Origin of the sequence: Flavobacterium xueshanense (assembly GCF_900112975.1) — a bacterium.
Lineage (GTDB): Bacteria > Bacteroidota > Bacteroidia > Flavobacteriales > Flavobacteriaceae > Flavobacterium > Flavobacterium xueshanense.
The window spans coordinates 118,627-143,202 of record NZ_FONQ01000005.1; the positions used below are offsets into that span (position 1 = coordinate 118,627).

The window sequence follows — 24,576 nt, forward strand, 5'->3', positions numbered from 1 at the left end:
TAATTATAGTAGTAGCGTTTTATTTTGCAAGAATTTTTATTTTCATAATAAAAATCACTCTTGCAAGCTCATTTTTACTAATTCAATTTTCTTATTTGTAGCTTCTTCAATGACAAAATGATAGCTGTTTATGGTAATTACGGCTCCTTTTTGGGGGATTTCTTTTGTGAAATCGACAATGAAACCACCCAGCGTTCCGTAAGAATCTCCTTCGGGAATCTGAAGTTTATAGGTTTGATTTAAATATTCCACATCCAGGCGGGCCGAGAAAATAAAAACACCTTCGCCCAGTTCTTTTTCTATCAACTCTTCATCGGAATCATGCTCGTCTTCAATTTCACCAAAAAGTTCTTCCACAATATCCTCAATAGTAATAATCCCTGACGTTCCGCCATATTCATCCAAAACAACGGCTACACTTTTTCGCTTTTTGGTCAGCAAATTCATCGCGTCTTTTATAAATATCGTTTCAGGAACAAATTCTACCGAAATCACAATTTCCTTAATGTTACTTGGTTTTTTAAATAGATCGAAGGAATGTACGTAACCAATAATATCGTCAAGCGATTTTTGGTACACCACGATTTTGGAATAGCCCGTATCAATGAACAGTTGCTTCAGTTCTTCGATGGAATCAAAAACCTCAACTGCTATTATTTCGGTACGGGGACTCATCACATCTCTGGCTTTCACACCAGAGAACTCCAATGCATTTTGAAACATCAATATTTCAGAATCTACTAATTCATTATCCTCTACACTACTCATTTGTTCCGTAATATAATTGCCAAGTTCTATTTTACTAAAATACAACTGTATAGTATCGCCTTCCGTTTTTAAGAATTTCCGCAATATGAAATCAGAAATCCCAATGAAAAAAGTAGAAATCAAATAGAATAGTTTATAAAAAAGATAAGCTGGGACCGCAAAAAATTTAATAAAAGAATTTGCATAAATTTGAAAAAAAACTTTAGGAAGAAACTCTGCAGTAATCAGAATAATTAGCGCCGAAATTAGGATTTGTAACACCAGATTCACCCAATCTGATAAATGATAGCCCAAAGCTACTAACCATCCCATCACAACATGACTCATAAAAAAACCATAGACCACCATTGCTATTGTGTTTCCAATAAGCATGGCTACAATAAAGTTTGATGGTTTTTCAGTAAGTTTTGTAAGTATTTTTGATAGAAAGTTATCTTGTTTTTTTTCAATTTCAAGATATATTTTATTGGAGGAGACAAAGGCTATCTCCATTCCCGAAAAAAAAGCACTTAGTATTAGACACGATATGATAATACTAACTTCCATCAATTAAGAGTTTTTATTACGGTCCTCGAATTTTTTGGCAAATTTTCTTCTAAAGAAAAACATGAATATCGCCAATCCGGCTATCATGAAACTCAGCCAAAAATTCCCTGATGCGGGGTCATTCAATTTAGTGACACCATCATAAATGAAATAGGCGCCAAAAACAAGATAAACGTATTGTGTGTATTTTAAATAATTCATAATATTGTATTTAATCGTTCGTTTCTACTTCGCCCGTTATTTTTTGAGAATAAATCACTTTGAAATCTTTACTAAAATCAATTCCCTGTCCGTTAGAGATTCCTTTTGGGTCCGTAAATTTAAACCTTCTTTCGGTAAAAAACCACTCGTTTTTTTGATCAAAATACAACTGCTCAGTTTCCAGCGTTTGACCTTGTTCTGTGAATATTTTTACCTTTCCCTGTAAATCAATAATATTCGTGCCTTTGTAAGAAATGGCATAATTCGACTTAATAAAGGTTTTTTTATCTTTTTTATCGTACAAAGTAACGTCTATTCCTTTAGGGAATTCCGTAAAAGGAAATTCAACACTGGCATAATCCAGCATTTTCTTACTAACCAAAATGGCGGTTATCCGTCCTGAATCTGTGTATTTAAGATTCACCATATCCGCATCACTACTTGGAACAAATTCAGAAAAGTTAATTTTTTGTACTTCTTTAAAATTACTTTCGCACCCAAAAAAGAGTGTCACAGCAAAAACTGTGACAACCCATTTAAGATAATATTTTTTGAATAAAGTCATACGTTGAACTTACAAAGAAGTTTTAGTAAAAAATCTTTTTCTAGTTGAATTTTCGTTTTTCAAACCATCTGTCGTTTAGTGAAAAACTAACACTTACATTTGCATAATTCTCTTCAACTAATTTTGCAGCAGTAGTTCCTCTTTTACCAAATTCAAGACCAATATTAACATTTGAGAATGTTCCAGTCAATGGCAATCCAACTCCTAACGTTAACGCCATATCTTCTATTGGTTCTGAATGAATTACTAAGCCCGTATTTTCAAACCTGAAACCACCTCTGTAAGTAATTCTTTTGGCATAATTTGAAAATGAATTGTAATTTGGAATGTAATAACCCCCAATACTGTATTTTGAATGTTTCTCGTAACTAACATTGTCAAGAGAATTATAATTATTATTTAAAGAACCCGCCTCTTGAAATGTGTATCCAATACCTACTAACCATTTTCTGGCTTCACCAAAACCTGCTTGCGCACTATATTTACTTGGTATTTTCAAGTTCTTTTCCGTTTTTACATCATCAAGAACGTCAACAATGGCCAAATCAAAATTTGAATTATAAAGTGCCGTAGCTATATTTCTGGTGTTTTCAGCTTTTAATGTACTTTCTAAAGAGTAATTTAAACTACTGAAAAAAGATATTTTTTTGTTGATTTTAGTTTGGTACATCATCCCAAGGTTAAAATTTACGCCTGATAAATCTACCTTATTTAATTCTCGTGTACCAATAGAAATATCAGTAATATACTCAAAATTATTAGTTTCAATTTTTCCGAAATTATAATTCACATCGGCACCAATACTAAAATTGGGGACTATTTTATAACCTACACCAAAAAAAGCTTTATTCAAACCACCTGATCCATTAAATCGTCTGTTGTTTTGTGCTGGATCTTCTGACACAGATGAAATTTTATACCCAACAGAAGAATAAGGAATCAAACCAAAACCAACTCCAAATTTACCTAAAGGCAAACCTATTGCAAGATAATCTAAGGTTGATCTACGCGCGTTTGATGATTCAGCATCGGTTTTCAATTTTGTAGTAGCGTATGTACCACCCAAAGTAAAGGTAGTCAGCTTTAAATTTGCAAAACTCGCCGGATTTTGTAAGTTCATGTGAATACTATCTTGTTCGATAACGATTTCTCCCATAGAGCGGTTTTCAAGTGTTCCTCTAAACCGTACATCTCCAATTCCGTAGAAAGAATATGGAGACGCTGTTCCTTCCTGTGCAAAAGACACTAATGATAAAAGCAAACATGCGCTTATTAGAATTTTTTTAATCATTTTTGATTTTATATTGAAATGTTTGGTTCAAACTTTCCAGCAGAAAATTTGAATTGGCAAATATGGTATTTTTTAATCGTTTAGCCAAAAAATCTGTGTCGCCACCCGTTAAAATTATTATAAAATTTGAATATCTTGCTTTATATTCATCGATAAAACCGTCAATCTCATAAACGAAACCATTTACTACACCAGAATGAATCGATTCAGAGGTGGATGTTCCGATTAGATCTTTTGGACTTTCTAATGACAACAAAGGAAGTTTCGCCGTAAAATTATGCAACGATTCATAGCGTAATCGCAATCCTGGCGCAATCGCTCCGCCTAAATAATTATTTTTATCATCAATAAAATCATAGGTAATACAAGTTCCCGCATCAATAACCAATCGATTCTGATTAGGAAAACGAAACGTGGCTCCTGCAGCCAGAACCATCCGGTCAATACCTAAAGTTTTAGGAGTCGCATAAGAATTATGGAACGGGAAAAAATCTTCATGAGACAGAAAATGTACATTTAAACCATTATTATATTCTAAAAATGACTGTTTTTCTACATCTCCAACAGACGAAACAACTATATCAGTAATGTTTTCGAAATTTTTTAAAATATTTTGAATATTTTTCTGAAGTTCTATTTTCGAAAAAACAAAAATTTCAAAAAGGGTAGCGCCCTCAAAGACAGCTGCTTTAATTCGGGTATTTCCAACATCGATAACTAAAATCATAATTTGGTTTTTGATCTTGCGAAGGTACGAATTGATTTTTTTTTAAAAATGTTTTGGATAAACTAAAAATCATTCTATATTTGCACCCGCAATAGCGAGGTACCTTAGCTCAGATGGTAGAGCAATGGACTGAAAATCCATGTGTCCCTGGTTCGATCCCTGGAGGTACCACAAAACCCGAATAGAAATATTCGGGTTTTTTGTTTTTAATCTATTTTTGAAAATACATCATCTTTGTATTCCTTAGATTCAATTAATAAATTCTAAATCGAGAAACGCACAATATTGATGAAAGAATTATAAAACACAATGATCATTTCTACTCAGACTCATTTACAAAAATTGCTAATGATTGGGAAGTAGTTCTTCTCTTTAATTGCACGAATAAAAAAGAAGCCACTTTTCTTGAAAAATTTATAAAGAAAATGAAAAGCAGAATTTTTATTGAAAAAATCATCAGCAACTCCTCCACTCTGACACATTTTCTAAAATACCTTACATCTTCCCAAATAAAAAATTTACACCAAAGACAGCCGAGAATTTTCAGTTTTTAAACCACCGTGACAGCCCCAAACCTTTTCTTTAATTTCAAAAAAAGCGCATCTTTTGATTTGTTTTGAAAAATTATTTCACCAAAACCGCCTTGGATTCTAAAAATCAAACCGTTTCTATAAAGTACTTTACTTTACTAAAAACGCACCAATAATTGAACAAAAATAAAGGGTTCGTATTTTTTTTCTAATATTTTTGCGAAATTCAAATAACAATAGTTGCTAAATTACTATATTTATGCAAAATTTATATATATGGAGATTTTAACCTGCCCGAAATGCCAAAGCAACCACATTATAAAAAGCGGTATAATCAATAGTAAACAAAGGTACTTATGTAAAAAATGCAATTATTTTTTTACGGTCAATAAAATCGGAAAAAAGATAGATGATTATTATGTTACCAAAGCATTACAGCTCTATCTCGAAGGCTTAAGTTTTCGTGAAATAGAACGAATTATAGGGGTTTCTCATGTTACGGTAAGCAATTGGGTAAAAACCTTTAACATAAAAAAACCATCACACGCCAACTACCACCCTACCTATAAGATTTTAAGCCATTTAGAACTTATTGAATATATAAAAAACAAAGAACTATTATCCGGGGCTGGAATGATTATAACGGAGCTTGGCGATAAGTTTATGCTCATAAAATGGGAGCGATTTAAAGATTAACTATATACTTTACACATAAATATATCTAAATTTTTTTTCACAATAAAATAATAGAATTTGGCACTTTATTAACCAACCATTTAATAACCAAAATTTTATTTATGAAAAAAATGTTTTTTACAGCGGCAATATTGTTATTGTCGTTAGAAGGTTTTTCACAAGGCTCCACCGATTACGGCTCCGGACTAAAATTCAACTTAAACGATGACGGGTCTAAATTCATGCGAGTGATTGCGTGGAACCAAATCTGGTTTCGTTCTGCAGAGATGAATCCTGGAACCATGATTGGAGGAGAGCCAACATCAACTGCAACCGACATTGGTAATCGACGTTTGCGTTTTCTAGCTTATGCTCAAGTATCCAAAAGATACATGATCTTAACCCATTTTGGAATCAACAACCAAACTTTTATTAACGGTGGCGCAGCAGGAACCTCAGGTACTGGTGGCTACGGTGCCGGAAAAAAACCTGGCTTATTCTTTCATGACGCATGGAATGAATATGCAGTAGTATTGCCAGAAAAAGACAAGAAATTTAGTTTCACACTCGGTGCTGGATTGCACTACTACATGGGATTGTCTAGACTAACGATGGCTTCAACGCTAAACTTCTTAACCATAGATGCACCAATTTTTAACTGGCCGCTAATTGAAAACTCCGATCAATTTGCCAGACAAGTGGGTTTATTTGCTAAAGGGAAATATGGCAAATTAGAATACCGCTTGAGTTACAACAAACCTTATGCTACCAACTTAACACCTACAAACACCATGAATGCATCGAATGCAGTAGCGGTCGACAATAGTGGAAATACAAAATGGTCTAAAGCGGGTTATTTTGAGTATCAATTTTTAGATCAAGAAGCTAATGTATTGCCTTTTAAAGTAGGTAGCTATTTAGGAACTAAAAAAGTATTCAACATTGGTGCTGGTTTTTACACTGCACCTGATGCCACAAAAACTTCTGTAAACAGCACGATCAACAAACATGACATCAAACTTTTCTCTGCCGATATTTTTCTTGATATGCCTATTGGAAAAAAAGAAAACAAAATGGCCGTTACAGGTTACAGTGTATTATATGATTATGATTTTGGTCCTAATTATTTGCGTAATGTTGGGATTATGAATATTGGCTCAGTAGATCCAAATTTCACAGGGAGTAGAGCTATAGCGGGAGCTGGAAATGCACAGCCAACGATGGGATCTGGAAATATTTGGTACACACAAGCAGGTGTTTTATTGCCATGTAAAGAAGCGAAACCTAAAATTCGTATCCAGCCTTTTGGTGCTGTTACCTATAAAAACTTTGATGCTTTGGAACAATCAAGCACACAGTTTGATGTAGGATCTAACTTTTTCCTAGATGGACACCATGCCAAAATAACGGCACAATATTCAACTAGACCAGTATACACCTCTTTAACAAACCGCTCAGGATCATTAGGAGACTTCATAGTACAACTACAAATCTATCTATAAACTAATTTTAAAAAAACACAATTTATGAGTACTAAATCAACAAAAGGAATTTGGAAAGTCATTTCCGCATCCTCAATGGGTACAATGATCGAATGGTATGACTTTTACATCTTTGGAAGTTTAGCAGTTGTAATTTCAACTAAATTTTTCCCTTCGGATAATCCAACAGCTGCTTTCCTGTCAACTTTGGCAACATTTGCAGCAGGGTTTGTAGTTAGACCATTTGGAGCCCTTTTCTTTGGAAGATTAGGAGATTTAATTGGGCGGAAATACACCTTCATGGTTACTTTACTTTTAATGGGTGGTGCTACATTCTTGATAGGTTGTATTCCGAGTTATGAAACCATTGGATTTATGGCTCCTTTATTAGTATTAATTCTTCGTTTATTACAAGGTCTTGCACTGGGTGGTGAATATGGTGGAGCAGCGACTTACGTGGCCGAACATGCGCCAGTAGGACAAAGAGGATATTGGACTTCTTGGATTCAGACTACCGCAACAGTTGGTTTGTTCATCTCTTTAATGGTAATTCTTGCTACAAGAAATATCTTAACACCAGAACAATTTGATGAATGGGGATGGAGAGTTCCGTTTTGGTTATCCATAGTTATGGTTGGAGTTTCGTATTTGATTAGAAAAAACATGGATGAATCACCTGTTTTCGCCAAAGCTAAAAGCGAAGGAAAAACAAGTACAAATCCTTTGAAAGAAAGTTTTGGAAATCGTTACAATATGAAATTTGTATTATTGGCTTTATTTGGAGCTACAATGGGACAAGGTGTTGTTTGGTACACCGGTCAGTTTTATGCAATGAATTTCATGAAAACAGTAATGTCCATTGACTCATCTCAAGTGGATACTTTATTAGGAGTTGCTTTAATTCTTGGAACCCCATTTTTCGTGTTTTTTGGTTGGTTGAGTGATAAAGTAGGTAGAAAATACATTATGATGGGCGGAATGTTATTGGCTATCTTATTATACAGGCCTATCTACAAACAAATGTACGAAACCACATCAGTAAAAAACAAAACTGAAATGGTGGAAAAAACAACTATACTGGCTGAATTAAAGGAAACCAAAAAACAGACTATGGATTCAATCTACACTACCAGCAAAGAGTATGTGGATGGAACTACTTTTCAAGAAATAAAAACCGTACATTTAGAAAACGGTGTAGCAATCGTGGTGGATGGTAAAGCGAAGGTTGACACTAAAACAACTGTAAAAATTAATTCTAGTGACAATTGGGCTTTAATATTTTTAGTATTCATACAAGTGATCTTCGTGACTATGGTTTACGGTCCTATTGCCGCATTCTTAGTTGAAATGTTCCCTGTAAAAATCAGGTACACATCCATGTCATTGCCATACCACGTAGGAAATGGAATCTTTGGGGGTTTACTTCCTGCTATTTCAACCTATTTTGTTACCAATGCGAAAGACCTAGGCCATCCGGAATTTTATCTTGAAGGACTTTGGTATCCAATTGTTATTGCTGCAGTCAGTTTTGTAGTTGGAATGGTTTACATTAAAAATAAAGATAAAAACGCTCACGAATAAAAACACAGCTATGAATCAATTAAAAAGAATATTAGGACTAGTTTGGATTGCATTAGCAGCTGCCGCAGCCTATTTTTGCATCTTCACTTTTGGAATACCAAAATTGATGTCCGGAAAACAAGAAGACTTAGTTTTCGGAATAATTATACTCTTTATACTAACCCCATTAATTGTTTTAGGATTGGGAACCTTTGGGTACTTCTCCTTAATGGGAGATTACGATGAAAAAGACAGTTAACCAAACCATTACCAAAATAGACAGTCTCTGCATTAATTTGCAGAGGTTGTTTATTTTTTTTAATCAAGCCTTAGATTCTAAAACAGAATTATAAAAAAAGGCGAAAGAACATTCTGCTGAAAAGCAAACCGCATCTTCTTATGAAAAAGAGACATGAACAAAAGTTGGTTATCCTTTCAATGCTAATGCTATTAGCTTTGAACGTACCGCTCCTACTGTTGTTTGACAGTTCGCAACCACTTTTTGGATTTCCAATTATCTATATTTATATCTTCTCGGCATGGCTGTTTTCAATCGCGATATCGTACTTAATCGTAAAAAGATATTATGAATAGCATTGGACTCTTATTAATATTGGTGCTTTATTTGTCGATTCTTTTTTACATTGCCTATTGGTCCGAAAAAAGAAGCCATTCAAAATGGACAAATAATCCCTACATCTATTCCTTTTCATTAGCCGTATATTGTACAGCCTGGACCTATTACGGAAGTATTGGTGTTGCTGCAGAATCCGGTTTGAGTTATTTACCCATTTATTTAGGCCCCATATTAATTATCCCAACGTGGATGATTATTCTCAAGAAAATTATCCGAATTTCGAGAGTAAATAAAATTTCCAGCATTGCAGATTTTATTTCTTTACGATACGGAAACAGCAGATTTCTGGGAGCAGTAGTAACCATGATTTGTATTTTTGGAATCTTACCTTATATTTCTTTACAGCTAAAATCAATTTCAGACACTTTTCATATTGTTACCAAAACGCAGGCAAGTTCCAATATTTTCACTGACACAACAACCTATGTTTGCATGGCGCTGGCTTTATTTGCGTCCTATTACGGTACTAAATATGTAGACGCTTCCGAAAAAAGACGCGGAATAGTAACCGCCGTGGCTATGGAATCCATCTTAAAGTTGGTTTTCTTTTTAATAGTAGGCATTTATGTTACTTATTTTGTTTTTGACGGCTTTGATGACATTTATCAAAAAGCGGCTGTCCTTAAAGATTTTGACAAGAAAAATACGATTGGCGGGATTACAAACGGAATCAACTGGTTCTATCTTTGTATTCTATCCATGTTTGCTATTTTCCTTTTGCCAAGACAATTCCACACTGCGATTGTCGAGAACAATAAAGAAACGCACATCCAAACAGCGATTTGGCTTTTTCCGTTGTACCTGCTACTTTTCAATCTTTTTGTTTTCCCAATTGCTTGGGGTGGCAATATCCTTTTTGAAGGAAAAGGTCATAATTCAGACACCTACTCCTTGCTGATTCCACAGTTTTTTGACAATAACGTATTGACTGTTTTAGTGTTTCTAGGCGGATTTTCGGCAGCCATTTCGATGATTATCGTATCTTCAATTTCATTAGCAACCATGTTGAGCAACAACTTATTGATACCGTATGGTTTCATTGGTTCTTTGGAAAATTCTTCACAGGTAAAAAACAGCAAACGAATTGTAAACAGCCGAAAAATAGGGATTTTTTCTCTTATCATTTTGGCGTATGCCATCTATAGAATTTTTATTCTGAATTACTCATTAGTTTCCATCGGACTGGTTTCCTTTGTCGTTATAGCCCAACTGGCACCTTCTTTTTTTGGTGCATTATTCTGGAAAAGAGGCTCTAAATATGGTGCGCTAACCGGAATTATTCTTGGGTTTTTAACCTGTTTTTACACGTTGCTAATTCCGTACGCTATTGGAATTACAAAATCTACCAGTCTATTTATTCAGGAAGGACCCTGGGGAATTGAATTGCTAAAACCGTTTCAGCTTTTTGGTTTGGATTATTTAGACCCCATACCGCATGCCGTTTTTTGGAGTTTATTGGTTAATATTCTAAGTTATTCTGCGGTTTCAGTGAGTTTCAAAGGCAATTACAGAGAACGCAATTATGCCGAAATGTTTGTGGATATTGACAAATACATCACCAATCATGAAAATGCTTTTGTTTGGAAAGGAACGGCATACATCTCTGATATTCAAAAAGTATTACAGCGATTTCTTGGCGAAGAAAGAACCAAGCGCGCATTGACTATTTTTAATTTAAAATACAACATTGATAAAAATATCACTACTGCTGATGCCCGATTTATAAAATTTGCAGAGGATTTATTAACGGGACACATTGGTACGGCTTCCGCCAAAATATTAATATCGAGCGTAATCAAAGAAGACAAAATCAGTTTGCCGGAAGTGTTACGAATTTTGGAGGAATCCAAAGAAAACATAATCATTAACAAGAAGTTGACCGACACTTCAAATGAATTAAAAAAAATATCGGAACAACTCAAAAATGCGAATCAGGAATTAGTAAATAAAGATATTCAAAAAGATGAATTTCTTGACACTGTTACCCATGAATTGAGGACTCCGATAACCGCCATCCGTGCAGCAAGCGAAATCCTTCATGACGATGATGACATTCCCGAAGAATTAAGAAAGCAGTTTTTACAAAACATCATTTCAGAGTCCGATCGATTAAACCGCCTGATTGACAAAATTTTGGATTTAGAAAAATTTGAAACCGGAAAACAAAAGATTTATTTGTCCAAAAACAACATTACAAAAACAATCAAAAACACATTGGATTCTCTCCAACAATTAATAAAAAATAGAAATATCAATATTGAATTTAAGGATGCATCCAAAGAAATAAAAGCTTTTTATGACGAAGAGAGAATCATTCAGGTCATTCATAATTTAGTATCGAATGCTATAAAATTCTGTTCGGAAACAGATGGGAACATAGTGATTTCCATTGATGAAAATAAAGACAATATCGAAGTCAAAATACACAACAACGGCAAGGGAATTAAAAAGGAAGATTTTGAAGCTATTTTTGATAAATTTTATCAATCCCGAAATCAAAACGTAAAAAAACCAATAGGAAGCGGACTAGGTTTAGCCATTTGTAAACAAATTATTGAACATCACAAAGGTAAAATTTGGGCCGAAGATAATGTAAAAGAAGGAGCCACTTTCATCTTTACATTACCCAATTATAATACAGCAGAAAATAGTTAAAAAAATGAAGAAGATTTTAATTGTAGATGACGAACCAAACATTGTAATGTCGCTGGAATATACTTTCAAAAAGAACAATTTTGAAGTTTTCATAGCGCGTGATGGTCAGGAAGCACTGGATATTTTAAAAAAACAACTTCCGGATGTCATTATTCTGGATGTCATGATGCCCATGGTGGATGGTTTTGCCACATTGGAACAAATAAAAAAAGACGAACGGCTGAGGCATTGTAAGGTTATTTTCCTTTCGGCAAAAAACAAGGAAAAAGATATTGAAAAAGGACTTTCATTAGGCGCCAATTTATATGTTGTAAAGCCCTTTTCAGTTAAAAAACTGGTCGATCAAGTTCATGAATTAATGCAATAAGAAACAAATTCAACACAATGACATACAAGGAAATTTATGAGAACAGCATTGAGCACCCAGAAAAATTCTGGGCAGAACAGGCTGATGCAATTGAGTGGTACAACAAGCCGGAAATGATTTTGTCAAAAGATGAAAATGGATATCCACTTTGGTACAAAGATGGAGAATTGAACATTTGTTATCTGGCGTTAGACAAACACATTCAAGATGGTTGTGGAGATCAGGTCGCTTTTATTTATGATTCTCCGGTAACACAAACCGTGAAAAAATACACTTTTTCGGAAGTAAAAACAGAAGTGGCAAAACTCGCAGGAGGTATGCAATCACTGGGATTAAAAAAAGGCGACACCGCTATAATTTATATGCCAATGATTCCTCAAACTGCATTTGCGATGTTGGCTTGTGCGAGAATTGGCGTGATTCATTCGGTTGTTTTTGGAGGTTTTGCGCCACATGAATTGGCAATTAGAATTGACGATTGCAAACCCAGAGTGATTATCACCGCTTCCTCCGGAATTGAAGTTGACCGTTTAATTGCGTACAAACCTTTAGTGGATGAAGCCATAGCACTTGCTTCACACCGACCAAAAAAAGTAATCGTTTTCAACAGAAAATTGGGCGCCCGAATTCCGTTTAAGAAATACGATGTAGATTATGATGCCTTGGTTTATGGTTCAGAAGAAACGCCTTGTGTTCCTGTGAATTCCAATCATCCGCTGTATATTTTGTACACATCCGGAACTACGGGAAAACCAAAAGGAATTGTAAGAGATACCGGTGGATACGCCGTGGCATTGAAATTTTCGATGAAATACATTTACAATGTGAAAGAAGATGAGACCTTTTGGGCAGCATCGGATATGGGTTGGGCAGTTGGTCACAGCTATATTCTTTACGCACCGTTATTAAACCGAAATACTACCATAATTTTTGAAGGTAAACCGATAAAAACTCCCGATGCAAGTACGTTTTGGCGAATAATTTCAGAGCATAAAGTGGGCACCATGTTTACGGCTCCAACCGCCATCAGAGCTATCAAAAAAGAAGATCCTGATGGAGAATTCATCAAACAATATGATATAAGCCATCTTAAAAATCAATTTTTGGCGGGAGAACGTTGTGATAATGCCACTCTAGAATGGTACCAACAACACATTCCTATTCCTGTAATTGACCATTGGTGGCAAACAGAATCAGGCTGGCCAATGATTGCTAATTCTCTTGGTATTGAAAAAATGCCGGTGAAATCCGGCTCTGCCACAAAAGCAGTTTGTGGATATGATATTCGAATTTTTAATGAAAATGGTGAAGAATTAAACGCAAATGAAGAAGGTTTAGTTGTCGTAAAACTGCCATTGCCTCCGGGAAATATGTTGGGAATTTGGGAAAACGAAGCGCGTTTCAAAGCCGGTTATTTCAGCAAATTTGATGGTTATTATTTGTCTGGCGATGGTGGTTATAAAGATGAAGACAGTTATATTTTCATCACCGGAAGAACGGATGATGTCATAAATGTAGCGGGACATCGATTATCAACTGCTGAAATGGAGGAAGTTGTTGCTTCCCACCAATCTGTTGCTGAATGCGCCGTTATTGGAATTCACGATGAGTTAAAAGGCCAAATTCCTTTGGCTTTGGTGGTAACCAAATCAGGAGATGAAATCGAACATTATCAATTGGAACAAGAAATTATTAAAGTGGTTCGTCAGCAAATTGGGGCTGTTGCTTCGTTGAGAAATGTAGTAATTGTACAGCGATTACCAAAAACACGTTCGGGGAAAATCCTTCGAAAACTGATGCGCAGCATTACAGATGGTGAGGAATTCCAAATTCCGTCCACCATTGATGACGAATCCATTGTGGAAGAAATCATTGCAACATTACAAAAGTATAAAATAGGCGTTTATAATATTTAAAATTTACCAAAATCATGAGTTACTATAAAATTAATAATTTAGAAGAGTACTTTAAACATTACAAAAAATCAGTTCGTGAGCCTAGAAAATTTTGGGACAAAGTAGCCGCTGAGAATTTTACATGGTACCAGCAATGGGACAAAGTCGTTGATTTCAATATGGCTGAAGCCGAAATAAAATGGTTTACCAATGCTAAAGTAAACATTGTAAAAAACTGTATCGACAGGCATCTTGCTAAAAAAGGAGATAAAACAGCTATCATTTTTGAACCAAATGACCCAACAGAACAAGCGCTACATATCACTTACAATGAATTGTACGAACGTGTCTGCAAAATGGCAAACGTCTTAAAAGGACAAGGCATACAAAAAGGAGATCGCGTTTGTATTTACTTACCAATGATTCCTGAATTAGCGATTACCACTTTGGCCTGCGCCAGAATTGGAGCAATCCACTCGGTTGTTTTTGCAGGATTTTCCGCTTCGGCAGTAGCAGCAAGAATAAACGACAGCGAATGCAAAATGGTCATCACCTCTGATGGTGGGTATCGCGGAAACAAAACCATCGATTTAAAAAGTATCGTCGATGAAGCCTTATTGAATTGTCCTTGTGTGGAGAACGTTTTGGTGGCTAAAAGAATCAACTCAACTATCAACATGAAAGAAGGTCGTGACCAATGGTTGCAGCCTCTTTTAGACCAAGCTTCGGATAATAATGTCGCTGAAATCATGGATGCCGAAGATCCTTTATTCATCCTTTATACTTCCGGCTCAACAGGAAAACCAAAAGGAATGGTACACACTACGGCGGGTTATATGGTGTATTCTGCGTATACGTTTAAGAACGTTTTTAATTATGAAGACAATGATATTTTCTGGTGTACCGCTGATATTGGTTGGATTACCGGACATTCTTATATTCTTTACGGGCCGTTATTGAACGGAGCTACGACGGTAATTTTTGAAGGCGTTCCGTCCTATCCTGACTTCAGTCGTTTTTGGCAAACCATCGAAAAGCATAAAGTTACCCAGTTTTACACGGCGCCAACAGCGATTAGAGCCTTGGCTAAAGAAAGCATCGAATACGTGCAAAGGTACCAATTGACTTCTTTGAAAGTAATTGGATCAGTAGGAGAACCAATCAACGAGGAAGCTTGGCACTGGTACAACAACCACGTAGGCGACAAAAAATGTCCTGTGGTGGATACATGGTGGCAAACAGAAACCGGAGGAATTATGATTTCGCCAATTGCCTTTGTAACCCCAACAAAACCAACCTACGCTTCGTTACCTTTACCAGGAATTCAACCCGTTTTGATGGACGAAAAACGCAACGAAATTGAAGGCAATCAGGTTACCGGAAGTTTGTGTATTAAATTTCCTTGGCCAGGAATTGCCAGAACCATTTGGGGCGATCACCAAAGGTATAAAGAGACTTATTTCTCTGCCTTTCCAGGTAAATATTTCACTGGCGATGGCGCTTTGCGTGATGAAGTTGGTTATTACAGAATCACTGGTCGTGTAGACGACGTAGTTATCGTTTCTGGACACAATTTGGGAACTGCACCTATAGAAGACGCCATCAATGAGCATCCTGCAGTTGCAGAATCAGCCATTGTAGGTTTCCCGCATGACATCAAAGGAAATGCGTTGTACGGTTTTGTAATTTTAAAAGAAACCGGAGAATATCGCGATAGAGAAAACCTAAGTAAAGAGATTAACCAACACATATCCGATCATATTGGACCAATTGCCAAACTAGATAAAATCCAGTTTGTTTCCGGTTTACCAAAAACCCGTTCGGGAAAAATCATGCGTAGGATTCTGCGTAAGATTGCTGAAGGTGATTATTCTAATTTTGGCGATACGTCAACATTATTGAATCCTGAAATTGTAGATGAAATCAAAGACGGTAAAATTTAGTTTTTAGTTTTAGTTTGTTATTGAAAAACTGCTTCATTTCTGGAGCAGTTTTTTTATACAAAAACGGCTGTCTTTTTAGGAACAGCCGTTTTTCACTAATTCAACGTATTCTTAATTTTTCAATAGTTTCAATACCTTGATTCCATTATTTTCATCAAATGTTTTCACAATGTAAAGACCTTGGTTCAAATCACTAACCGAAAATTGATAGCCCGCAGATTGATTCGCATCAAAACTTTTTATTAGTTGTCCTGTGATAGAAAAAATCTGCACTTTATACGTCGTTTCATTCAACGTAAAATAATTAGATGCAGGATTTGGATACAAAACAATCGTTGGTGCCTTTTCGAAATCTGCTATCGCCAAAGAAGCTGTTTTGTTACCGTAGATTCGGTAATCACCTGCCGCAATTGATATCGGTTCATTTACATTGATAACTGTAATCGTTGTATTATCCATCAAATTATACCAAGTACCTGCGTACGGAAAACCAGTAGCTACATTTTGAGTAGTTACATTGAAATTGGCTATTATCAAAACATCTTTAAGCTGGCTTGAAGCCAAAGCACTATTGGTAATTTGGATATTTGGATATAATGAACTTGAATTGGAGATGATTGCAGTTCCTGAAAAAACTGGTTCTGCAGATTTCATCGTAATCATTTTGGACCAATCGTTGTAAATTTTATTTCGATTGGTATCTCCAAGCCAATTATTGACCCATTGTGGTTGTTGTTTAGTATCTAATTTACAATCACCCGCTGTTGCATCTGACGGAGTGTTTACCGTTCCATTATTACAGGCAAAAATAGAATTTTCCCAACCTAATTCGCCAAAATGCCAGATCATCTTTGGTCCCGGAACCAACAAAGAAACGGCTCCAACCGCTGACATTCGAGATAAGGCAACATTTAATGTTTTTACATTATGCGCAGGATTAGAAGTATTTCCAAATTGCAAATTTTTATACATCAGTCGTTCTTCATCATGACTTTCGGCATAACCGAGCAGCCTGTGAGCGACAAAACCTCTGCTAGAACTATTCATGCGAGAAATATTTGCGGTGTAACCCATAGACAATTCATTGTATTGACTGGTCATTATTCCCCACATCATGATTCCTTTACTTGGTGCTTCATTGAGTCTGTAATTAGCCCAAAGCTGTTCTTCATCATCATTCCCTAAATGTTCAAAAATAGCATAATGATTTGGATCTAAACTCCAAGAATAATCGGCATATTTTTTTAAAACATCAACACGATCTTGTTGTTTAACCCCGGTACAGGCATCCTGACCACCAGCAACATTAGAGGGACAATTTTGAGTAAATCCTTTGGTTAAATCCCAACGGAAACCATCAATTTTATATTCCTCTACCCATTGTTTAATGACACGCTGCACATAGTTTTGTGTTCTGGGCTGTTGATGATTAAAATCCTCTCCTACACTATAACTGTGCATAGCCGTGGTATTGAAATACGGATTTTCAACAGAAGGAGAACCCCAACCATCGCCGTCCGCATCATTCATCCACATACGAACCATTGGATTTCTGCCAAAAGCATGATTCAGCGCAACATCAAGAATAACGGCAATTCCGTTTTGATGGCATAAATCAATAAACTCCTTTAGCTTATCAGAAGTACCATAAAATTTGTCTAAAGCCATGTGAAAAGAGGTATTGTATCCCCAACTTTCATTACCCTCAAACTCCATTACAGGCATCAACTCAATCGCATTTATTTTTAAATTTTTAAAATAGTCGATTTTATTAATCAAGTCCTGATAACTTCTGTTAGCATCAAAATCACGCACTAACAGTTCATAAACTACCAGTTTTTCTTTAGCCGGTTTAATAAAATTAGTCGTTGCCGCGCTCCAGGCATAAGCCGTTTTCCCAGTGTGTAATACCGTAACTTCACGTTCCTGACCTGCAGGGTACACGGGGATATTTGGATAATTTACAGATGAAATCCCCGGATCATCAAAAGGGGATAAAACCAAAGTGGAATACGGATCGGCAGTTTTTACTAAAGAAGGCGTGCCTGCAATAGGCGTTGCGTCAACTACCCAATATTGATATGAGTAATTAGTTCCCGAAACCAATCCAGTTAATTCTAACCAAAACTTGCCCGAAGCAGGGTCCTTTTTCATTGCGAAAGAACTTGTAGGTTGCCAGTTGTTGAAACTTCCTGCTACATATACAAAATCTTTGAACGGCGCATCCAGCACTAAAGTTGCTTTTGTCGCATCAACCGTATTATAATTGATTCCGTCCAATAATCCAGCCGGCATAATCTCACTAACCACATTTGGATTAACAATTGCACTGAACTTTTTAGTGATTACAGTTGTTCCTTGAGTTACCTGCAATTCGTAATTTTGATTCCCGGTAATATTTGTATGGTTGAAACTATAACTGGATGTACTTGTATTGGTATTTATATTGTTTCCGTTTGCTTTCAATACATAGCTTGCATTTCCACCCGTATTAGTAGCCGCAATACTTAAACTTCCACCTGAAGCAATAATTGTTGCGCTATTTTCAACTGGAGTTGTTAAGCTAACTTGATATGCTCCAACTTCAACAAAGTTGTCTTGGGACTTTTTATCACCAGTTCCATCCTTTGCTTTGACAAGAAAACCTATTCTGCCAATTCCATTTCTATTGTAAAAAGCATTTGGGGTAAATGTAATTCTATAGATATCCGCACCTGCGGTATACGTTAATTTATTAGCTTCATTAGATGCTGTCCATGAACCATTCGTTGGGCAATTTAAACTGTTGGCATCATTCGTATCATAAGACCAAGCCCACAGATACAAAGAATGATCAGAAATTCCCCAGGCAGTTTCATCTACAGAACTTCCGCTAATAGTTATTGTAATCGCTGTTGTTTCTTCAAAAGGGTTAGGACTTATAGTGCTAATTACTGTTTGTTGCTGGGCCGAAGAGACTAGTGACCAGAAAATTAATAATAAAAGTATAGTTTTTTTCATAGCTTTTTGGTTTTATAAAAAAAGGGCTATCCTTGAGATAGCCCTATTAACAGTAAAAAAATACTAATTTTTTGTAAGCGAATATTTGTAATTTCTTGGAGAACTTAAATCTAGGGTAATGGTGTAATTTCCGGCAGAAGGAACTTTGATGTTATCTCCGCCATACTCCATTGTACCATTTGCTCCAGTATCACCAAGATTTAAATCCCAAGCATTGTTTGCTCTAAATTTCATCTCTTTTTGAGTAAGATTAGCAGTAAGAGTCCATACTTTAGTCGTTTTGTTATAAGTCATAGCAGTACTATTGTCCCATCCTGCGGGAGTTCCATCTCCAATGATTCCCCATGCTGTTGCAGTAGCTTTATAAGTTAACTTTTCAGTGTCAGCAACAATTAAGTAGTAACCTGCAGCAGGAATTTTAAGATTTGGACCTGTAAGCGCTAATGTTCCTGCAGTCGCTCCCGCAGCATATTCACCTTTCCACTCTGGAAAACTTGTGAATTTATACTCAGCGTTAGCATCATTAAAATTAATATATCCTTCAAAATCTACTTTACCAAATCCTGAAGCAGAAAGTTGTGGAGATGTAGCGGGATCCCAATCTTTAGGATATCCTGAAGCAGCAGCATAACCACCAGGAACCCATAATTTAGGATTTTCTGTAGTGTAAGGCGTCACCACTATTCCGATTATGTTAGAATACATTGCAGCAAGTGCACCAGCGCTCGCTTTTATTCTAACTTCAAATTCACTTGGAGCAAAAGGTGTTGCTTTTAATAATAAAGCAGCTTTATTCATAGATTCAACACTTACAGAAACTTGATTTGCTGAAATTACAGAGCCAATAGACTGAGGAGTTTTGAATGCATTTCCTTTTTTGTCGATTTCTACTGCATAATTAACTTGTACATCACCTCCAAAATTGGCTGATTTCCATGTAAAACGTTCTGCTTGAACAGCTGCATTTGTAGGAGACAGTACATATGCAGCACCAGAATTTGGAGCTGTTAATACCGGGGAATCTATTCCTTCGATAACTGGTCTGTCCTGAACATCTTCTACGCTACAAGACAAAGCAACTACTGCAAATAAAGCAATTATTGATTTAGTTATATTTTTCATTTTTATTTATTTTTTAAATTATTAATATCCAGGGTTTTGTTGTAATTTACTATTTGATGATAATGCTGTTGCAGGAATAGGAAATAAATCTCTGTACGATTGTGTTGGAGATCCTCCAGCAACATTTCCTTTCCATGGCCATAAATAACTACCTCCAGAAAATTTTCCGAAACGAACTAAATCCGTTCTTCTGTGTCCTTCCCAGTGTAGTTCTCTCGCTCTTTCGTCAAGAATAAAATCTAAGTTTAAATCTCCTTGATTTACAGCAGCGCCTTTTGCTCTTGTTCTTAATGCATTTACATAAGTAGTTGCTGTTGCTAAGCTTCCACCAGCACCTCTTACAGCACATTCAGCATACATTAAATAAGCATCAGCTAAACGGAAAATAGGAAAATCAGAATCAGAGAAATTCCCTGCTTTATCTGAACCTTGTTTCCCATTCACATCAACATTTCTAAATTTTTGAATCGCATAACCATCAGTGAAATTACCAATGTTTTTGATTTCTTTAGTTTGACCATCTTTATAGAATTGTCCACGTGTATCTATAGTATTAGCGTCAAATTTATCGACAAATGCAGAGGTGGTTCTTATACCGCCCCAACCACCATTGATACCAAATGAAGCTGCATTCATGCTACCTCCAACAGGAGCGTGCGTTAAGAAAGTAGTTCCACCATACGTTTGTGTATGAAGACCGTCAAAGCCTATTGCAAAAATAAATTCGTTTTGTGCACCATTTTTATTATTATCTGCAAAAAACAATTGATTGTAATTAGTGTGCAATTTATAGCTTGAACCCGTGATTTTTGTAATTAATGCAACAGCAGCAGCATAATGATCCGTACCGGTATATACTTTTGAATTCATATACAATTTAGCTTGCAACATCCATGCAGCAGCTTGATCCACACGATACGCCTCATTAGCTTTTGGTGCTTTCAATAATGGAGTAATAGCTGTTAACTCCTCATCAACAAATTTATATAATTCTGCTCTTGTAGCATATTCCGGGTAAAAGAACGTACTTGGAGAATCTTCCGTTACCAAAGAACCGCCACCAAACATATCAATTAAATGCCAATACGTCATTGCTCTTAAGAAACGCGCTTCTGCTCTGTAAGTAGCAATCTCCGCTTTCAAAGTAGCATCTACTCCTCTTGCAGTCAATTTCTCATCAGTAGTTTGACGTAAAAACTCATTACAGTTTACAATCTGAAAAGAGTAACGTGCAAAAACAGCCGTTACAAAACGATCCAAAGAAGTCCATGTTTGCGAGTGAAGGTCTTTTATTGTTCCGTCATTCCAAGCAATAACCGCTTCATCAGTAGTTAATTCCTGTAACAACCAATATCCTCTCACATACTGACTTTCTCCTTCATCTATTCCAGATATATCTGGTGTTCCAGAAGGACCTGATTGTCCCGAAGTTGCAAAACCTGCATATAATTTAGCTAGATTTTGTTTATACGATTCCGGTGTGCTGAAAAATTGGTCAACCGCAATGGCGTCACCAGCTTCTGGCGATTGGACCAAATCATTAGTACATGACGGAAACAAAAACACCATCATCAACAATGAAATACCCAATAATTTTATTTGTGTCTTTTTCATTTTTCTTATTATTTGTATTAGAAATTAACGTTTAAACCTAACGTGAAAGTAATTGGTCTTGGATATAAATTATTATCTATACCATCAGAAATCTCTGGATCTAACCCTTCATATTTAGTAATGAGTAGAACATTTTGCGCTGATAATGTCAATTTAACTAACGAAGTTGAATTTGGCTTTTGATTAAAAGTATACCCAACATTCACATTATCTAACCTTATAAAAGAAGCGTCTTGGATGTAATAATCAGAATGCAATTGAAGGTCATTCGATTTAGTAAAACCTGTTTCTAAAAGATTAGCAACACCATTAGATAAATCCGTTTGTCTTAACAGTACATTATTATACGTTCCAAAATTAGAATCTACATTGTTGTACATATAATTCCCCCAAGATCCCCTCCAGTTCATGCCCATGTCAAAGTTTTTATAGGTAACACTTGTATTGAAACCGTAAAAAACATCAGCCGCTGGTTTGTGAAAACGGTATTTATCTTGTTCTGTAATAAGGCCATCTTTATTTCTGTCAACAAAAACCTCATCAATTGGTTTCCCGTCAGCACCATAAGCTTGCTCATATACATAAAATGAATTTGGAGCATAACCTACTTGGTGATTTTGAATAAAGTTTCCTGTTCCTCCAGCAATTCCTCCTACATCAATACCTGGAGTATTCGGTTGCGTTGTAGTTAACTTGGTGATTTTAGAGTCTTGAAAAGTAACGTTCCCGCCAATTGTCCATTCTAAATCAGCTGTGCGAACCGGAATAACTTCGGCTAACAATTCAATCCCTTTATTGTCAATATTTCCAATATTATAATTGTCTTTATTTGAAAATCCAAAGAAAGATGGATTAAACGTATTCAACAGTAGATCTTTAGTAGTTCTTTTATAAACGTCAACACTACCCGTAAATCTATTGTTAAACAATCCATAATCAAAACCTGCATTAACAGTAGTTGTTTCTTCCCATTTCAAGTTACTGTTATAAGGTTGTGGTCTGTAAGTAGTATAAAATGTATTTCCTAATTGGTATTGCGCTGTATTATTTGAAGCCAAGTATAACGGAATAGAAGGATATATCCCAATATTCTGCTGTCCTGTAATACCCCAACCTCCTCTAAGTTTCAAAGTAGAAATACTACTTACATCTTTCAAGAAACTTTCTTCATTCAATTTCCAAGCTACTGCGACAGCAGGAAAATTACTCCATCTGTAATCCGGCGTAAACCTAGAAGTTCCATCACGTCTGTAAGAAGCAGTCAAGATATATTTATCAGCAATAGTAATATTAGTTCTGGCAAAAAAGGATTGCAAGTTAATACGAGAAGGAGTAAATGACTCTATCGTTGTAACATCGTTTTGAAAGTTATAATTAGATTTGTTCTTTGAGTCTTGAAAATCTTGGTAAGTATATCCACCTGTTAGATCAATTATTGTATTAATCGCATCTACTTTCTTGTTGTAGTTCAAATACAAATCCATTACTTTGTTCTTTCTGGATTCAATATTCTTGTAGGTATTATTATATCCTGAACCATTAAGCCCATTTAGGAACTCAGCGTTAGTTCCTCCGCTTCCAGTACCACTTAACTGGTCGTAACCAAAATTAGCAACCGCTTTCAATGCTGGTAAAAAATGCATTTTATATTCGGTTTGGATGTTTCCAATGCTTCTGTATGAATTGCCAAAATTATTTTGTTGGTTAATCAAAGACAACGGATTTCTTCCCGCCAATTGATTAATTTCCGTTGGTGAAGCATACCATTGGAAATAAGTACCATCGGCATTTCTAACTGCTTGTGAAGGATCAAAATTAATTGCTGAACCGATAGCTCCTCTATTACTATAATTACTTTTGATTAAAGAAGTATTGTTATTTACTTCAATTTTTAAATGCTTGTCCAAGAAATTTCCTGTAACACTAACACCAAGCGTACTTCTTTCCATGTTATCTCTTTTTAAGATACCATTTAAATTAGCATACCCAACAGATGCTCTGTAAACTACATTATCAACACCACCACTTAAAGCAATGTTGTGATCCGTACCAATCGCAGTTCTATAAATTTCATCTTGCCAATTAGTATCAGCAGCACCTACAAGTTTTTGCTGAGTAACAGAACCATTAGCCGCTACAAAATCTTTAAATTGAGTTGCTGATAAAGCATCAACTCTATTAGTAACTTCAGAAACTTGTAAATTCCCATTGTAACTTACTTGAATCTCACCCGCTTTTCCTTTTTTGGTAGTAATGATAATTACCCCATTCGAAGCGCGAGAGCCATATATAGCTGTCGCCGACGCATCTTTCAATACCGTAATGGACTCAATATTATTTTGATTGATAGTAGATAAAGGATTTTTACCACCTTCTATTCCGCCGTTGTTAACCGGAACACCGTCAATTACATATAAAGGATCGTTTCCCGCAGACAATGACGAACCACTTCTGATTCTTATTGTAGCACTTTCACCTGGAGATCCGCCTCCATTGATGATTTGCAATCCTGCTACTTTTCCTTGGATCATTTGATCCGCAGACGTTACCGGCCCTTTATTAAAATCTTTTGTAGTCAAAACCGTTACAGATCCTGTTGCATCTTTCTTCTTAACAGTACCGTAACCCACTTGAATTATCACTTCTTGCAATTGATTCGCATCTTCTTGTAAAGATACATTTAATGAATTTTGAGCAACATAATCCACAACAGTATTCGTGTAACCGATGTATGAGAAAACGATTTTATCACCTCTTTTTACATTGGACAACTGATATTTTCCATCAAAATCAGTAGAAACACCATTAGTGGCACCTTGTACATTTACATTTACACCCGGAATAGGCTGTCCTGACACTTTATCAAGAACAGTCCCACCAACAGTATTCTGAGCCAGAACACTTAAAGGGAGTAGCAGTACTAAAATTAACAACTTTTTATAAATTGTTTTCATACTTTTTGTTTAATTTAATTTAATTTTTATTGAATTTTTAAGCTT

The 24,576-nt window shown here is 35.7% G+C and carries 17 protein-coding genes and 1 tRNA gene; 9 read left to right on the forward strand and 9 right to left on the reverse strand.

Annotated elements, in window-relative coordinates:
* Positions 1-54 precede the first annotated feature (54 nt).
* The 5 genes from BMZ76_RS07005 to BMZ76_RS07025 are packed head-to-tail and all read right to left on the reverse strand — an operon-like array spanning position 55 to position 4,098.
* A complete protein-coding gene (locus BMZ76_RS07005) occupies positions 55-1,314 on the reverse strand; it encodes a hemolysin family protein (RefSeq protein ID WP_091204457.1) in 1,260 nt (419 codons plus the stop codon).
* A 3-nt stretch (positions 1,315-1,317) separates the two neighbouring features.
* Complete coding sequence (locus tag BMZ76_RS07010; protein WP_091204314.1) at positions 1,318-1,515, reverse strand: hypothetical protein; 198 nt, start codon at positions 1,513-1,515, stop codon at positions 1,318-1,320.
* Between the two features lie 10 nt (positions 1,516-1,525).
* Complete coding sequence (gene lptC / locus BMZ76_RS07015) at positions 1,526-2,080, reverse strand: LPS export ABC transporter periplasmic protein LptC (RefSeq protein ID WP_091204316.1); 555 nt, start codon at positions 2,078-2,080, stop codon at positions 1,526-1,528.
* A gap of 40 nt (positions 2,081-2,120) precedes the next feature.
* Positions 2,121-3,371, reverse strand: a complete 1,251-nt coding sequence (locus BMZ76_RS07020) for a BamG family beta-barrel-assembly machinery protein (RefSeq protein WP_091204318.1) — start codon at positions 3,369-3,371, stop codon at positions 2,121-2,123.
* On the reverse strand, positions 3,364-4,098 hold the full coding sequence (locus BMZ76_RS07025) for a type III pantothenate kinase (protein ID WP_091204320.1): 735 nt from the start codon (positions 4,096-4,098) through the stop codon (positions 3,364-3,366). The genes BMZ76_RS07020 and BMZ76_RS07025 overlap by 8 nt, the downstream gene beginning before the upstream one ends.
* A gap of 98 nt (positions 4,099-4,196) precedes the next feature.
* Here BMZ76_RS07025 and BMZ76_RS07030 point away from each other — a divergent pair.
* From BMZ76_RS07030 to acs, 9 genes are all read left to right on the forward strand, one after another.
* Positions 4,197-4,269: transfer RNA gene (locus tag BMZ76_RS07030), tRNA-Phe, on the forward strand.
* A 635-nt stretch (positions 4,270-4,904) separates the two neighbouring features.
* Positions 4,905-5,324, forward strand: coding sequence for an IS1/IS1595 family N-terminal zinc-binding domain-containing protein (locus tag BMZ76_RS07040; RefSeq protein ID WP_091204322.1), 420 nt, complete (start codon positions 4,905-4,907; stop codon positions 5,322-5,324).
* Between the two features lie 101 nt (positions 5,325-5,425).
* Complete coding sequence (locus tag BMZ76_RS07045; protein WP_091204324.1) at positions 5,426-6,805, forward strand: porin; 1,380 nt, start codon at positions 5,426-5,428, stop codon at positions 6,803-6,805.
* A gap of 24 nt (positions 6,806-6,829) precedes the next feature.
* A complete protein-coding gene (locus tag BMZ76_RS07050; protein ID WP_091204327.1) occupies positions 6,830-8,365 on the forward strand; it encodes an MFS transporter in 1,536 nt (511 codons plus the stop codon).
* Between the two features lie 10 nt (positions 8,366-8,375).
* Entirely contained in the window at positions 8,376-8,603 is a 228-nt protein-coding gene (locus BMZ76_RS07055) for a DUF6814 family protein (RefSeq protein WP_091204459.1), read from the forward strand.
* A 327-nt stretch (positions 8,604-8,930) separates the two neighbouring features.
* Positions 8,931-11,636, forward strand: coding sequence for a sensor histidine kinase (locus tag BMZ76_RS07065; RefSeq protein WP_091204332.1), 2,706 nt, complete (start codon positions 8,931-8,933; stop codon positions 11,634-11,636).
* Between the two features lie 4 nt (positions 11,637-11,640).
* Positions 11,641-12,003 carry a response regulator transcription factor gene (locus BMZ76_RS07070; RefSeq protein WP_091204335.1) on the forward strand — a complete coding sequence of 121 codons (363 nt, stop codon included), beginning with the start codon at positions 11,641-11,643 and terminating at the stop codon, positions 12,001-12,003.
* Between the two features lie 17 nt (positions 12,004-12,020).
* Positions 12,021-13,919, forward strand: coding sequence for an acetate--CoA ligase (locus tag BMZ76_RS07075; RefSeq protein WP_091204337.1), 1,899 nt, complete (start codon positions 12,021-12,023; stop codon positions 13,917-13,919).
* A gap of 14 nt (positions 13,920-13,933) precedes the next feature.
* Positions 13,934-15,841 carry an acetate--CoA ligase gene (gene acs / locus BMZ76_RS07080; RefSeq protein ID WP_091204339.1) on the forward strand — a complete coding sequence of 636 codons (1,908 nt, stop codon included), beginning with the start codon at positions 13,934-13,936 and terminating at the stop codon, positions 15,839-15,841.
* A 111-nt stretch (positions 15,842-15,952) separates the two neighbouring features.
* Here the strand turns inward: acs and BMZ76_RS07085 are convergent, their stop codons facing one another.
* The 4 genes from BMZ76_RS07085 to BMZ76_RS07100 form a co-directional block, all read right to left on the reverse strand.
* Positions 15,953-18,841, reverse strand: a complete 2,889-nt coding sequence (locus BMZ76_RS07085) for an alpha-amylase family glycosyl hydrolase (protein WP_091204341.1) — start codon at positions 18,839-18,841, stop codon at positions 15,953-15,955.
* Between the two features lie 63 nt (positions 18,842-18,904).
* Positions 18,905-19,963, reverse strand: coding sequence for a SusE domain-containing protein (locus tag BMZ76_RS07090; RefSeq protein WP_091204343.1), 1,059 nt, complete (start codon positions 19,961-19,963; stop codon positions 18,905-18,907).
* A gap of 21 nt (positions 19,964-19,984) precedes the next feature.
* The gene (locus tag BMZ76_RS07095) at positions 19,985-21,577 is read right to left on the reverse strand and encodes a RagB/SusD family nutrient uptake outer membrane protein (protein WP_091204345.1); all 1,593 of its coding nucleotides are present in this window, start codon (positions 21,575-21,577) and stop codon (positions 19,985-19,987) included.
* Positions 21,578-21,594: 17 nt separating this feature from the next.
* Positions 21,595-24,531 (reverse strand): SusC/RagA family TonB-linked outer membrane protein, encoded by a 2,937-nt coding sequence (locus BMZ76_RS07100; RefSeq protein ID WP_091204348.1) that lies wholly within the window; start codon positions 24,529-24,531, stop codon positions 21,595-21,597.
* Positions 24,532-24,576: the final 45 nt, after the last annotated feature.

Bases quoted from the DNA above. Each gene is read 5' to 3' on its own strand.
- BMZ76_RS07005 (WP_091204457.1), bottom strand. From the start codon at position 1,314: ATGGAAGTTAGTATTATCATATCGTGTCTAATACTAAGTGCTTTTTTT.
- BMZ76_RS07010 (WP_091204314.1), bottom strand. From the start codon at position 1,515: ATGAATTATTTAAAATACACACAATACGTTTATCTTGTTTTTGGCGCC.
- lptC (WP_091204316.1), bottom strand. From the start codon at position 2,080: ATGACTTTATTCAAAAAATATTATCTTAAATGGGTTGTCACAGTTTTT.
- BMZ76_RS07020 (WP_091204318.1), bottom strand. From the start codon at position 3,371: ATGATTAAAAAAATTCTAATAAGCGCATGTTTGCTTTTATCATTAGTG.
- BMZ76_RS07025 (WP_091204320.1), bottom strand. From the start codon at position 4,098: ATGATTTTAGTTATCGATGTTGGAAATACCCGAATTAAAGCAGCTGTC.
- BMZ76_RS07040 (WP_091204322.1), top strand. From the start codon at position 4,905: ATGGAGATTTTAACCTGCCCGAAATGCCAAAGCAACCACATTATAAAA.
- BMZ76_RS07045 (WP_091204324.1), top strand. From the start codon at position 5,426: ATGAAAAAAATGTTTTTTACAGCGGCAATATTGTTATTGTCGTTAGAA.
- BMZ76_RS07050 (WP_091204327.1), top strand. From the start codon at position 6,830: ATGAGTACTAAATCAACAAAAGGAATTTGGAAAGTCATTTCCGCATCC.
- BMZ76_RS07055 (WP_091204459.1), top strand. From the start codon at position 8,376: ATGAATCAATTAAAAAGAATATTAGGACTAGTTTGGATTGCATTAGCA.
- BMZ76_RS07065 (WP_091204332.1), top strand. From the start codon at position 8,931: ATGAATAGCATTGGACTCTTATTAATATTGGTGCTTTATTTGTCGATT.
- BMZ76_RS07070 (WP_091204335.1), top strand. From the start codon at position 11,641: ATGAAGAAGATTTTAATTGTAGATGACGAACCAAACATTGTAATGTCG.
- BMZ76_RS07075 (WP_091204337.1), top strand. From the start codon at position 12,021: ATGACATACAAGGAAATTTATGAGAACAGCATTGAGCACCCAGAAAAA.
- acs (WP_091204339.1), top strand. From the start codon at position 13,934: ATGAGTTACTATAAAATTAATAATTTAGAAGAGTACTTTAAACATTAC.
- BMZ76_RS07085 (WP_091204341.1), bottom strand. From the start codon at position 18,841: ATGAAAAAAACTATACTTTTATTATTAATTTTCTGGTCACTAGTCTCT.
- BMZ76_RS07090 (WP_091204343.1), bottom strand. From the start codon at position 19,963: ATGAAAAATATAACTAAATCAATAATTGCTTTATTTGCAGTAGTTGCT.
- BMZ76_RS07095 (WP_091204345.1), bottom strand. From the start codon at position 21,577: ATGAAAAAGACACAAATAAAATTATTGGGTATTTCATTGTTGATGATG.
- BMZ76_RS07100 (WP_091204348.1), bottom strand. From the start codon at position 24,531: ATGAAAACAATTTATAAAAAGTTGTTAATTTTAGTACTGCTACTCCCT.